The sequence below is a fragment of the Archangium minus genome, assembly GCF_044360475.1.
Classification (GTDB): domain Bacteria; phylum Myxococcota; class Myxococcia; order Myxococcales; family Myxococcaceae; genus Archangium; species Archangium minus.
On the sequence record NZ_CP043494.1, the window covers coordinates 12867478 to 12880586 of the forward strand.

Annotated in this window: 9 protein-coding genes; 1 reads left to right on the top strand and 8 read right to left on the bottom strand. The window is 65.3% G+C overall.

What is annotated here, in order from left to right; genetic code table 11:
* Positions 1 to 61 precede the first annotated feature (61 nt).
* The 8 genes from F0U60_RS53110 to F0U60_RS53145 all read right to left on the bottom strand — a co-directional run bounded on the left by F0U60_RS53110 (position 62) and on the right by F0U60_RS53145 (position 11824).
* Positions 62 to 2887: a beta-L-arabinofuranosidase domain-containing protein gene (locus F0U60_RS53110; RefSeq protein ID WP_395812186.1), complete on the bottom strand. Its 2826-nt coding sequence runs from the start codon at positions 2885 to 2887 to the stop codon at positions 62 to 64.
* Between the two features lie 125 nt (positions 2888 to 3012).
* Positions 3013 to 3711, bottom strand: coding sequence for an L-ribulose-5-phosphate 4-epimerase (locus tag F0U60_RS53115; RefSeq protein ID WP_395812187.1), 699 nt, complete (start codon positions 3709 to 3711; stop codon positions 3013 to 3015).
* Between the two features lie 45 nt (positions 3712 to 3756).
* Positions 3757 to 4869, bottom strand: coding sequence for a galactofuranose ABC transporter, permease protein YjfF (gene yjfF / locus F0U60_RS53120; RefSeq protein ID WP_395812188.1), 1113 nt, complete (start codon positions 4867 to 4869; stop codon positions 3757 to 3759).
* Complete coding sequence (locus F0U60_RS53125) at positions 4869 to 5921, bottom strand: ABC transporter permease (RefSeq protein WP_395812189.1); 1053 nt, start codon at positions 5919 to 5921, stop codon at positions 4869 to 4871. The genes yjfF and F0U60_RS53125 overlap by 1 nt, the downstream gene beginning before the upstream one ends.
* Entirely contained in the window at positions 5918 to 7465 is a 1548-nt protein-coding gene (locus tag F0U60_RS53130; RefSeq protein WP_395812190.1) for a sugar ABC transporter ATP-binding protein, read from the bottom strand. Before F0U60_RS53130 ends, F0U60_RS53125 begins: the two co-directional genes overlap by 4 nt.
* Before the next feature lie 31 nt (positions 7466 to 7496).
* Positions 7497 to 8468, bottom strand: a complete 972-nt coding sequence (locus F0U60_RS53135; RefSeq protein ID WP_395812191.1) for an ABC transporter substrate-binding protein — start codon at positions 8466 to 8468, stop codon at positions 7497 to 7499.
* A 94-nt stretch (positions 8469 to 8562) separates the two neighbouring features.
* Positions 8563 to 10065 carry an L-arabinose isomerase gene (araA, locus tag F0U60_RS53140; protein WP_395812192.1) on the bottom strand — a complete coding sequence of 501 codons (1503 nt, stop codon included), beginning with the start codon at positions 10063 to 10065 and terminating at the stop codon, positions 8563 to 8565.
* Between the two features lie 61 nt (positions 10066 to 10126).
* Positions 10127 to 11824: a ribulokinase gene (locus tag F0U60_RS53145; protein ID WP_395812193.1), complete on the bottom strand. Its 1698-nt coding sequence runs from the start codon at positions 11822 to 11824 to the stop codon at positions 10127 to 10129.
* A gap of 292 nt (positions 11825 to 12116) precedes the next feature.
* On the opposite strand from F0U60_RS53145, the gene F0U60_RS53150 reads away from it, so the two are divergent.
* Positions 12117 to 13106 carry a LacI family DNA-binding transcriptional regulator gene (locus tag F0U60_RS53150; RefSeq protein ID WP_395825861.1) on the top strand — a complete coding sequence of 330 codons (990 nt, stop codon included), beginning with the start codon at positions 12117 to 12119 and terminating at the stop codon, positions 13104 to 13106.
* Positions 13107 to 13109: the final 3 nt, after the last annotated feature.

A 13109-nucleotide genomic window follows, 5' to 3' on the forward strand; every position in this document is an offset into this window, starting at 1 on the left:
CGAGGGGAGAGGGGAGAGGGGAGAGCTTCCACAATCGTCTCGGGCTCGACGCTTTCCAGCGTCATGGCAGCACCCGCGCATTGCCTGCCGTCGTCAGGACTCTCTGGTGCTCTGCATTGCTGATGAAACCGCCGGCAAGCCATGCCGCCGAGGTCTGTCTGACGTGCTCGACCCAGTCTCCCTTCGAGGCAAACGGCGCATTTCGCCAGATCGCATCCAGCAGCCGCAGCCCATTCGCCCCCCGCACGTTGCCGACACCGCTATCGAGGCCGGCGAACACAACGGTCGGTGTGACGTTCTTGACGTACGAGTGGAACGGATCGGTCGTTCCCTCCAGGAACGGCACGAATTCCGTATTGCCCACGGTGAAGTGGAGTGCCTTTCCGACCACTGGCACGAAGGTGTCCACGAGATCCCCAGACAGCCGAGTGAGCCGGTCCAACGAAAAGGACAGCGTCGTCGTGGACGCAGCGCGGGCCACCAGATGGATGGGGCCGTAGAAGACCGCCCGCAGGTCCGGGTCGTCAGGAGTGGCCTCGACCCGGAAACTGAAGGGCATGTCGACCGTCACGGAGTCCCCGTTGGACCAGGCCCGGTCAATCGAGAGGTACGTACCGGGGCGGGTCGCGGACGTGTCGACGACCGTGCCGTTGACACGCACCCTGTAGCCCGTGGTCGCCCAGCCTGGCCTGCGAAGCCGGAGCGAGAACCTCCCGGAACCGCCGATGGTCAGTGTGGTTCCCTGCTCGACCGGAAAGCCCGTCGTCTGGGTCACGGTGACGCCCTTCGTGTCCCAGCGCAGCACCGAGGGGCTGAAGAGATTGACATAGAGGGCATCGTCGCCCGCGGTCCGGAAGTAGACCGAGTCCTGGTACTTCGTGGCACTCTCCATGCCGGTGCCCTCACAGCAGGTGGTGCCGGACTTGGGAGTGAAGTCCCGTTGCGACCCCGGGGCCAGGCCGATGAAGTAGGTGACCAGGGGGTACTCCGCGTCGGCCTTGTCCTGTTTCGACCCCAGGATCTGGTTGAACAAGGTGCGCTCGTAGAACTCCATGTAGCGCGGATCCTGCTCGTGAAAGAAGAGCAGGCGCGAGAGCTTCAGCATGTTGTGGGCGCAGCAGGTCTCGGCATTGACCGAGGAGAGGGTGCTGGCGATCGCGCCCCGGGCCTTCCAAAACTCTCCATCGCTGGTCCCGCCGATGCTGTAGGTCCTGTACTCGGCCACCATCGGCCAGAAATTCCGGGCTGCCGTGAGGTAGCGCTCCTCTCCGGTCTCGTCGTAGAGCCGGACGAGGCCGTTGAAGATCGGGATGTGCTGGTTCGCGTGCAGCCCGTTCAGGATGTCGGTGTTGCTCGCGCAGGCGTCGATGAGTGAGTTCAGCTGGAAGAAGCCGGCCAGCTCCAGGTGCGACGGCTTCCCGGTGAGGGAGTAGGTATCGACGATGGCCTCGACGATGCCGCCGAACTCGCCACTCGAGAAGATGCTCCACATGCGCTGGCGAACCGCCTGGCTCAGGCGACTCAGCCGGGAGTGCATCCAATCGCAGAGGCCGGACGCGAGCTCCAACGCCTTCGCACGGGTACCGGCGTCCTTGCTGTTGAGATGTGCGTCGACCAGACCTTTGAGAATCTTGTGCGCGGTGTAATAGGGCGCCCACACGACCGAGTAGTTGCTGGCCGTCATGGACTCGAGGGTGATGAACTGCGTCTCCGGATACGCCGCGAGGAAACCGGGATGACTGGGGGCGCCCCAGGTACGCCGTAGACCCGCGTGGCGGCCTGCCCCGGAGGAGTCGGTGATGGTCGCCGTATTCGTGTCATCGAAGTCGTACGACGCCAGGTTGCCGCGACCGACGGGACCCGAGGCCGCTGGAGCCCACTGCAACCTGGCCACCTCGTCGGCCGAGAGCGCCCGGCTGTAGATGTTGAGCTCGTCGATGCCTCCGACGTAGAGCGGGTCGGCGCCGTAGTGAGACCTGCCGATCCAATAGTCCCTCAGGCTCCCCAGCGTCGCGGGGGTGAGGCTCACCGCGCCGTTGGAGCCCACCAGGACACCATTGACGTACAGCTGCGCCGCGCGTCCATCCAAGGTGACGGCGATGTGGCTCCAGGTGTTGAGCGGCAGCGGCGCGGTCCCATTGACTGCCTGCTCGCCTGCGGGCCCGCTGGTGGTGATGGCGAAGCGCGGAACGCCGCTGTCGTTGCGCTGGGCCAGGTAGAAGTACCTCGTCGTGTCGTTGCCGGCATCGAAGAGCCTGGCCCACGCATCGGAGCGAGTGGGACGGACCCACATCGACAGGGTCAATTGGTTCGCTGACCCTATCGCCGCGGGCGGCAGCGTGACGTACTGATAGGAACCGCGAACATTCTCGATGGCCCTGCCAAACCGACCGGGCACGCTGAGGACCCAGGGGTTCGTCCGTGCCAATGCCTCCCGACACGCGTGAAGGCCCGCCACCATCGCGGTGAGCTTGTCATTGAAGACCGCCTCGCCGGTACTCGCGTAGGCCTGGGCGAGCATCGAGAGGAAGTGGCCTCCATAGTGACCGCGCAGGTTGCCGTTCGCTTCGCCATCGAGCCCTTCCCACCCCCCGGGAGCCACCGCCTGCCCGGGGTCAAGCCCGGCATTCGCACGAAACACCGAGAGCAGGCGGTTGACGTCGTATCCCCGCCCATAGTCGAGCATCAGGGCGCGCTTGCGAGAGAAGACCCCCTCCGCCAGCGTGACGTTCGCCAGGGGAAAGGGAAGCAGGATCTCGGAGGTCGGCGGCGCCGACATGCCCGGAGACATCGCCGGCACGGCACCCGCCGCCCTGCTCCTGAACACGCCAAGCCCCGCCGCCATCCCTGCCCAGGCCGTGTAACGAAGCACGCTACGGCGATCCATCCGCCACGTCGAACGACAGGAGGTATCGGATTTCATCGGGCCCCTCTCTCGGGACGGAAGGGATGTGAACGTTCACATACGGAGGCAAAAAAGAAGAAGCCAGCAACCAGGCGCCTGCTGAGAGGCTATTTCTGGCCGTAGTACGCGTTCTGGCCGTGCTTCCTCTCGAAGTGCTTGCGGATGAGGCGGTCAGAGAGGCGGGCCGCTTCGGGAGAGAGACCGCGGGTGATGAACGCCATCTTCGCGAGCTCCTCCAGGACCGCGGCGTTGTAGACGGCCTTCTCGGCGGTCTCTCCCCAGGCGAAGGGCGCGTGCCCGGCCACCAGGACCATGGGGGTATGCAACGGATTGCGGTTCCGGAAACACTCCAGGATCTGGTTCCCGGTCTCCGTCTCGTAGTCGCGTCCCACCGCCTCGTCGGTCATGAGCGCCGTGCAGGGGACGTCCTCGGCCAGGTGGTCCGCGTGGGTCGTCCCGTAGATGGGGATGGGCATGCAGGCCTGGGCCCAGCCCGTGGCGTAGGTCGAGTGGGTGTGGACGATGCCCCCGAGGCCCTTCAGGTTCCGGTACAGGACGATATGGGTCCTCGTGTCGGAGGAGGGGCGGAGCGTGCCTTCGACAATCCTCCCCTCGAGATCGACCACCACCATGTCATCCACCTGGAGCTTCTCGTAGGCGACCCCGCTCGGCTTGATGGCGAAGACGCCCGCCTTGGCATCCAAGGCGGAGACGTTGCCGAAGGTGTAGATGGCGAGCCCGCGCCGGGGGATCTCCATGTTCGCGGCCCAGGCTCGTTCCTTCAGTTCACGGTATTTCGATTCCATGAGACCTCGCTGCGGTTCAAATCAGTGCTCGAGAGTGCTCGCGGCCTACCCGCCGACATGGGCAGCCCGCTCAGTGGCCGCGGGCGCGGAGCGCTGCTGCCCGTTGACCTCTTGGGTCGCGCGGGCGGGCCCCTTGATCCGGGGGCCACGCCCCAACGCCTTCTGCAACAGACAGAAGACGAGCAACAGCAGACCAATGACGATCTTCGTCCACCAGGAGCTGAGGCTGCCCTCGAACATGATGAGGGTTTGGATGGTGCCGTAGATCAGGACGCCCACCAGGGTGCCCGCGACATAGCCCGAGCCACCCGTGAGCAAGGTGCCCCCGACCACCGCCGCCGCGATGGCATCCATCTCCAGTCCCTGCGCGTGCAGCCCGTACCCGGACAGCATGTAGAAGGAGAAGGCAATGCCCGCCAGCGCGGAGCAGAAGCCGCTGAACGTGTAGGTGAGAATCTTGGTCTTCGCCACCGGAAGGCCCATCAGCAAGGCGGACTGCTCGCTCCCGCCAATCGCATAGAGGGTCCTCCCGAAGCGCGTGTAGTGGGCGAGGTAGATCGCCACCAGCAGCATCCCCAGCGCGATGACGACGTTGACGGAGATGGAGGTGTCGAAAGGCAGTGGAAACTGAACCGCGGAGATCTCGCTGAAGAACGGATTCGTGATGGAGATCGAGTCGATGCTGATGAGGTAGCAGAGCCCTCGTGCGAGGAACATTCCCGCCAGCGTGACGATGAAGGGCTGGATCTCGAAGTAATGGATGACGACGCCGTGGACCAGGCCGATCGTCGCGCCCATCAACAGGACCAACGGGATGACCACCGCGGGGCTCCAGCCCCGGTTCTCGACCAGGACCGCCAGGACCATGGTGGTCAGGGCCACCACCGAGCCCACCGAGAGATCGATGCCACCGGAGATGATGACGAAGGTCATCCCGATCGCGGCGATCAAGAGGAAGGCGTTGTCAATGAAGAGGTTGAGGAAGACCTGGAGCGAGAAGAAGCCCTCGAACGCAACCGAGCCCGCCCCGAACATCGCCACGAAGAGCCCCAGGGTGACCACGAGCGGCAGGAAACGCGGGTCCAGGCGAGGCCTCGAATGCGCCGACGTCAGAGCAGGGAATGCCGCGGCGGAAGCAGCGGAGTTTCCATTGTTCATCACAGTGCCTCCTGAACCTTGCCCAGCGTGGCGATGCGATTGCGCACCTTGTCGGACTGAAGAATGCTGACGAGGAAGACGACGACGGCCTTCACGACGAGCGTCACCTCGGGCGGCACGCCGACGGAGTAGATGGTCGTGGTGAGCGTCTGGATGATGAGGGCGCCCAACACACTGCCCACCAGCGTGAACCGGCCGCCGTTGAGCGCGGTGCCACCCAGGACCACCGCGAGGATGGCATCCAGCTCGAAGAGCAGGCCCGCGTTGTTGCCGTCCGCGCTCTTGACGTTCGAGCTGACGATCAGGCCCGCGATCCCCGCGCACAGACCGCAGAAGGCGTAGGCCCAGAAGATGATGGCGCGCGAGCGGACTCCCGCGAAGCGAGCGGCGACGGGGTTGAGGCCAACCGCCTCAATGAAGAGGCCCAGCGCGGTCTTCCGGGTGAGGAGCAGGAGCAGCGCCAACACGGCGGCCACGATGAAGAGCGAGAACGGGAGCCCCGCGAGGAAGCCATTCCCGATGAAAAAGTAGGGGGTGTAGTAGATGGTGATGATCTGCCCCTCGGTGATGAGCTGGGCCACGCCGCGCCCCGTCACGAGGAGGATCAACGTGGCGATGATGGGCTGCATGCCGAAGTAGGAGATCAGCATGCCGTTCCACATCCCGAAGAGCATCGCCACGGCCAGCGAGACGACGATGACGAGCAACAAGGGATACCGGGTCGCGTCCTGCGCCCCGCCGCTCAGGTCCAACTGGCCGCCAATCATCGTCGCCGCCACCGCGCCCGAGATGGCCACCACCGCGCCCACGGAGATGTCGATGCCGTGGGTGGCAATCACCAGGGTCAGCCCCATGGCGATGATCATCAGGGGGGCAGCACGATTGAGGATGTCAATCAGGCTTCCGTAGAGGTGCCCCTCCTGGATGGTGATGGAGAAGAACCGAGGATTGAAGGCCAGGTTGAACAGCAGGAGCAGGGCCAGTGTGACCAGCGGCCAGAAGACCCGCTTTTTCGCCAGCCCCCTCAGGAGCTCGGACGTCGGGGAGCTCATGCCTGACCTCCCGCGATGATCTTGAACACCGTGCTCTCGTCCGCCTCGCCCGCCTCGATTTCACCCACCTTGCGGCGGTCGCGCATGACCGCGATGCGGTCCGAGTAGCAGAGGACCTCTTCGATTTCCGAGGAGATGAAGAGGATGGCCATCCCCTTGTCACACAGCTCCATGACCTTCTCCATGATCTCGAGCTTCGCCGCCACGTCGATGCCGCGGGTCGGCTCGTCGAGGATGAGCATTCGCGGGTTGGTGGCCAGCCAGCGAGCCAGGAGCACCTTCTGCTGGTTTCCGCCCGAGAGCTGGGAGATGGGCTTCTCCGCATCGGGGGTCTTGATGCCGAGTGCCTTGATATAGATTTCCGCGAGCTCGTCCTGCTGCTTCCTTGAGAGCGTGCGGAAGATGCCCCGCTTCGCCTGCAGGGCGAGCACCATGTTCTCGCGGATCGACAGCTCGCCCACGATGCCCTCGTGCTTACGGTCCTCCGGGCAGAAGCCAATGCCGTGCTGGATGGCCTTCAAGGGAGAGGAGAGCTGCGCCGACTTCCCCTCGATCTTGATGGAGCCCTCCTCGGCCCGATCAATGCCGAAGAGCAGCCGGGCGATCTCCGTCCGCCCCGAGCCCAGGAGCCCTCCCACGCCCAGCGCCTTCCCCCGCTTCACCTCCAGGCCCACGTCCTGGACCGAGCCCCTTCGTCCAAGTCCCTCCGCGCTGAGGAAGGGCGCCTCGACGCCCTCGTATGCCTCGTCCCGAGCCGACTCCTCCGCCGGAGAGAGGCGGGCGCCCTTGGCCCTGCTCGGGCCTGTCTCGGCGATCTCGCGGCCGACCATCCGCGTCACCAGCTCCATGCGCGACAGCTCAGCGACGGGGTATTCGCCGACGAGCTCACCGTTCCGGAGGATCGTGATGCGGTCGGAGATCTCGAAGATCTGATCCAGGAAGTGGGTGACGAAGAGGATGGCCATCCCCTGGGCCTTGAGCTTCCTCATGACCGACAGGAGCATCTTCACCTCATCCTCGGCGAGGCTCGAGGTGGGCTCGTCGAGGATGAGGATCTTCGCCTGCGTGCTCAGCGCACGCGCAATGGCACATACCTGCTGCACCGCGATTGAATAGGTGGAGAGCGGCGCGGTGACGTCGATGTGGATGTTGAGGTCCGCCAGGAGGGCCTCCGCCTTCCGGTTCAGCTGCTTCCACCGGATGGCGAAGGCCTCGGAGGGGTCATGACCGAGGCAGATGTTCTCGGCGACCGAGAGGTTCGGGCAGAGGTTCACCTCCTGGTAGACCGTGCTGATCCCAAGCTTCCGGGCCTCGCTCGGGCTCTTGGGCTTGATTTCACTGCCCTGGAGGAGGATGCGACCCGCGTCCGGGCGATGCACGCCCGTCAGGATCTTGATCAACGTCGACTTGCCCGCGCCATTCTGGCCCATCACCGCATGGACCTCGCCCGGCAGGAGGCGGAAGTCGACGCCGCGGAGCGCCTGGACACCGGAGAAGCGCTTCGAGATTCCCTTCACTTCGAGTACCGGAACGGCTTCAGTCATGGACCCCTCCTCCACGCACAAGGCCTGGGTTCTAGTACTTCCGGTTCGGGAACTCCTTGGCGGCGGTCTCCTGCGGGAACACGCCCTCCTCCGTGACGATGCGACGGGGCACCGGCTTGCCAGCCACCACGTCCTTCACGATGCTCATCAGCTGCGGCCCGAGCAGCGGGCTACACTCCACCGAGCAGTTCAGCTTGCCGGCGATCATCGCCTCGAAGGCGCCCTTCACCGCGTCGATGGACACGATGACGATGTCCTTGCCGGGCTTCAGGCCAGCCTCCTCGATGGCCTGGATGGCGCCAATGGCCATGTCATCGTTGTGCGCGTAGAGGACGTTGATCTTCTTGCCCTCGGCCTTGAGGAACGCCTCCATGACCTCCTTGCCCTTCGCGCGGGTGAAGTCGCCGGTCTGCGAGCGGATGATCTTGAACTTCGGCTGGTTCTTCAGAATCTCCTCGAAGCCCTTCTTGCGATCGATGGCGGGAGCGGAGCCCACGGTGCCCTGGAGCTCGACGATGTTCACCTCACCCTTGGCGGCCAGCTCCTTGACCGGCGCATAGTCGACCAGCCACTTCGCGGCGCGGCGACCCTCCTCCACGAAGTCCGAGCCCAGGAACGAGACCCAGAGCGACTCGTCCTTCACGGAGACGGAGCGGTCGGTCAGGACGACGGGAATCCCAGCGCGCTTGGCCTCCCGGAGGACTGGCTCCCAGCCGGTCTCCACGACGGGCGAGAAGGCAATAACGTCCACCCGCTGCGCGATGAAGGAGCGGATCGCCTTGATTTGATTCTCCTGCTTCTGTTGTGCGTCGGAAAACTTCAGCGTGATGCCTTCCTTGGCGGCGGCATCCTTGATCGACTGGGTGTTGGCCGTGCGCCACTCGCTCTCCGCTCCAACCTGGGAGAAGCCAAGCACGATCTTGTCCTTGGCCAGGGCAAGTCCCGGGCCAAACGCAAGGATGAGAAGGACTGCGGACGCTACGTTGAACAGGACTCTCTTCATAGGTCGCCTCTCACTTCATGTTGTCTGGGGTGTGACAACGGCCGTGCCATGACGAGCGACAGTCCTGCCATGACACGGCCCACAGCGTGCTCGCCTACCGGGACAGCCGGTACGCGAGGTCATTCCAACGGAGCTCGTTCTTCAGGGTGGAGAGCTCCGTCCCACGCCCGATGTGGATGAACTCGATGCCCACCATTCCCGCGAAGTCCTGGAGCTGGGAGACGGAGACGGCGCGGCTGAAGCCGGCGTGGTGGGCGCCACCCGCGAGGATCCACGCCTCGCAGCTCCGCTTGAAGTCGGGCAGGGGCCGCCAGACGGCGTGCGCCACGGGGAGATTCGGCATCGCATTCTCGGGCTTCACGACGTCGAGCTCATTCACAATCATCCGCATGCGGCCCCCCATGTCGACGAGGGTCGCGTTGACCGCGGGACCAGCACCGGCCGAGAACACGAGACGGCAGGGATCGGCCTTGCCGCCGATGTCGAGGGGATGGACCTCGAGCGAGGGCTTGCCCTCCGCGATCGACGGGCAGACCTCGAGCATGTGCGCGCCGAGGACGAGCTCGTTCCCCTTGGCCAGGTGGTACGTGTAGTCCTCCATGAAGGAGACGCCACCGGGCTGCCCCGCGCTCATCACCTTCATGATGCGGATGAGGGCAGCCGTCTTCCAATCTCCCTCCGCCCCGAAGCCGTAGCCCTTCGCCATGAGCCGCTGGCAGGCGAGGCCGGGCAGTTGCTTGAGCCCGTGGAGATCCTCGAACGTGGTGGTGAAGGCACTGAAGCCGCCCTCCTTGAGGAAGCCGAGCATTCCAATCTCCTGCCGCGCGGCATCACGGAGCCCCATGCGCCGCTCGCCCCCCTTCCTGAGGGCCGGGACGAGGGTGTACGTGTCCTCGTACTCCGAAATCAGCGCATCCACCTCGGAGTCGCTCACGTCGGCGATGCGGCCGACCAGGTCACCCACGGCGTAGCCGTTCACGGACCAGCCGAACTGAATCTGCGCCTCGACGCGGTCGCCTCCGGTGACGGCCACCTCTCTCATGTTCATGCCGCCGAAGCGGACGATCTTCATGCGCCGTGATTCGGCGAGGCCGCAGGCCGCCCTCGCCCAACCGTCGAGCTTCGCCAGGACGTCCTCGTCCTTCCAGTAACCCACGACGATCTTCCGCTCCAACCGCAGCCGAGCGCCGATGAACCCGAACTCGCGGTCGCCGTGGGCCGACTGGTTCAGGTTCATGAACTCCATGTCGATCTTGTCCCAGGGGAGCTCGCGCTCGGTCTGGGTATGGAGGTGAGCGAGAGGCTTCTGGAGGCGCGAGAGCCCGGCGATCCACATCTTCGACGGCGAGAAGGTGTGCATCCAGGTGATGACGCCGACACAGTTGGGCGAGTTGTTCGCCTCCAGGCAGACGTTGAGGATTGACTCGGGATCGGTGAGCGTGGGCTTCCAGACCACGCGGACGGAGAGCTTCCCGCAGTCGTCGAGGAACTCAGCGATCTTCCGTGAATCAGCGGCGACCGTCGCCAGCGCCGCATCACCATAGAGATGCTGGCTTCCGGTGAGGAACCAGACTTCCTGCTTCTTCAGCTCGCTCATGACCCTGCTCCTGTTTCTCGTCCCGGCCCAGGCCTGGACTGGTGGCACCCGTCTGCGATCCTCAGCGATTGGCCTCGTCCGACGGCGTCAGCGCCCTCTCCACGAACCCGCCGAGCTCGAGGTACTTCTGATAGAGCGACGCGTAGCGCCTGGCGCGCGCTGGGTCGGGCCGGTAGGTCCGCTCGGTGCCAGGGGACATGGCCTCCTGCGCGGCCTCGACATTGGGATGAAGGCCGGCAGCAGTCGCGGCGAACATCGCCGCCCCCACCGCCACCGCCTGATCGCCCGCCGAGACCGCGATGTCCATGTTCATCACATCGGCCACGGTCTGCATGATGAAGGGGCTCTTCCTGGCCACGCCGCCAATGGCGATGACACTGTCGATTTGGATCCCCGCGGACCTGAATCGTTCGGCGATGGCGCGTGAGCCGAAGGCCGTCGCCTCAACCAGGGAGCGGTAGAGCCGTGGAGCGTCCGTCCCCAGGTTGATGCCTGTGATGGCACCCTTGAGGCGCTGGTTCGCGTCAGGCGTCCGCCTCCCGTTCATCCAGTCGAGGGTCAGGAGGGAGCTGTCGTCCGGCGGGAGGTCCTTCGCGGCCCGCTCGAGCTCCGGAATGATGCGCTCCAGGAGCGTGTCAGAGAGGGACTGCTTCGTTGCCGTGTCCGCTCCGGGCAGGGCGGGGAGGATCGCCTCGAGAGGCCAGGCGAGGAGCTTCTTGAACCAGGCATAGACGTCGCCAAAGGCAGATTGCCCCGCCTCGTAGCCGACCATTCCGGGGATGATGGAGCCATCCACCTGACCGCAGATGCCCGGAACCAGCTTCTCCGGCTCCTGCGTCCTGGGCTCCACGACCATGTCCAGGCAGCTCGTCCCCATGATCTTCAAGAGCTGGTGGGGTTTGATATTGCCGCCCACGGCACCCATGTGGGCATCGAAGGCGCCCACGGCGACGACGGTGTCTCGCGGCAGGCCGAGCTTCGTCGCCCACTCCGCACTGAGGGTGCCGAAGGGGATGTCCGAGGTGAAGGTCTCCTGTCCGAGGGAGGCCTTGAGCTCGACCAGGCGAGGATGGAGCCGGGCAAGGAACGCGTCGTCAGGGTATCCGCCGAACTCGGCGTGCCACATGGCCTTGTGCCCCGCGGCGCAGCGACTGCGTTTGATTCTCCTGACATCATCAATTCCCGTCAGGACTGCAGGAATCCAGTCACAGAGCTCCAGGACACTGGCCGCGGCCTGGCCCACGGCGGGATTGGTCTCGACGACCCGCAGAGCCTTCGCCCAGAACCACTCGCTGGAGTAGATGCCGCCCTCGTACCTCGTGAAATCGGCTCCGCCCCAGGTCCGCGCCGTCTGGTTGATGCGCTCCGCCTGGGCCACCGAGGTGTGGTCCTTCCACAAGATGAACATGGCGTCTGGGTCTTCCTTGAACCCAGACGTGAGGGCGAGAGGCACGCCGCGCCGATCAGTGAGGACAGGCGTCGAGCCGGTGGTGTCCGCAGCGATGCCTCGGACCCTGGACGCAACGTCCTTTCCCGCCTGTGCGAGCGCTTGCGTGATGGAGGCCTGCAGGGTTTCCAGATAGTCGAGCGGGTGATGACGAAACCGGTTCTCGCTCGGCTCGCAGTAGAGCCCCTTCGCCCAGCGGGGATAGTGCTGGACTGACACGCTCACCACCTCCCCATCCGAGGCGTCAGCGACCACCGCCCGGACGGAGTCCGTTCCAAAATCAATCCCGATGACAAACGCCTCGCGCTTCATGGGACCTCCAGAAAAACGGCATTGAGGGGAGCAGCCGGGCCCCCAGCGAACCCGGTAATGGCGGCGAATTGTGAGCGCTCACATGCGGGGCGTCAAGCGAGGCGCTTACATTCGTGACGTTTGTAACGCATGATGCGATGCGCAACGCATGACGCGTCGCACAACCTTCCGACCGACCTGGACAGGCATCACGTCTGCGTCCACGAGCGGAGGGCGATGAGGATAGGCTGTCGAAATGAGTGGATCCCAGACGGGACGCAGGACCCCAGGTCACAAGAACCGCCCGCCCGTGATGGCGGATGTCGCGAAGCTGGCTCGTGTTTCCCATCAAACAGTTTCCCGCGTGCTGCATGACAGCCCGCATGTGAAAGGCGACACCCGCCAGCGCGTTCTCGACGCCATCCGGCAGCTCAACTACCGGCCGAACACGGTGGCGCAAGCGCTGGTCACGGGGCGGACGATGGTCATCGGGGTCGTCAGCTTCGACACCGCGCTCTACGGGCCCGCGTCGACCCTGATTGGCATCGAAGAGGCGGCGCACGAGGCGGGCTACGCGGTCAGCATCACCAGCCTGCGGTCACTGAACCGAGCCTCGGTGCTCGATGCGGTGCTGCGCCTGCGCAACCAGGGAGTGGATGGGGTCGTGGTGATCGCGCCGCAAAAGACGGCGGTGGAGGCACTGCGGCACCTGCCCCCCGGCGTCCCCGTGGTCACGGTCGAGGCCGGCTCCAACAGCCCAGTACCGATGGTCGCCGTGGACCAGCGCGGTGGCGCGATGGCCGCCACGCAGCACCTGCTCGACCTGGGCCATCGGACTGTCTGGCACATCGCCGGGCCAGCGGACTGGATTGAAGCCGAGCAGCGGGTCGCCGGTTGGAAAGCAGCACTGAAGAAGGCCGGCGCCCCGGCTCCTCCCCTACTCCGCGGCGACTGGAGTGCCCATTCCGGCTACGAGCTCGGGCGGCAGTTGGTCCAGACGCCCGACGTCACGGCGGTCTTCGTGGCCAACGATCAGATGGCCCTGGGGCTCTTGTGCCTGCTCCACGAGGTCGGCCGTGAGACGCCACGGCAGATCAGCATCGTCGGGTTCGACGACATCCCCGAGGCCGCGTACTTCACGCCGCCGCTGACCACGGTGCGCCAGGACTTCGCCGAGGTCGGGCGGCGCTGCATCCATCTCCTGCTCGGTCAGCTCGAGGGTCCCACGCGGGCCAGGGAGCACGTCGTGGTCCCAACGCAGCTCATCCTGCGCAAGAGCACCTCCCCGGCGAAGGCGCGCTGAGGC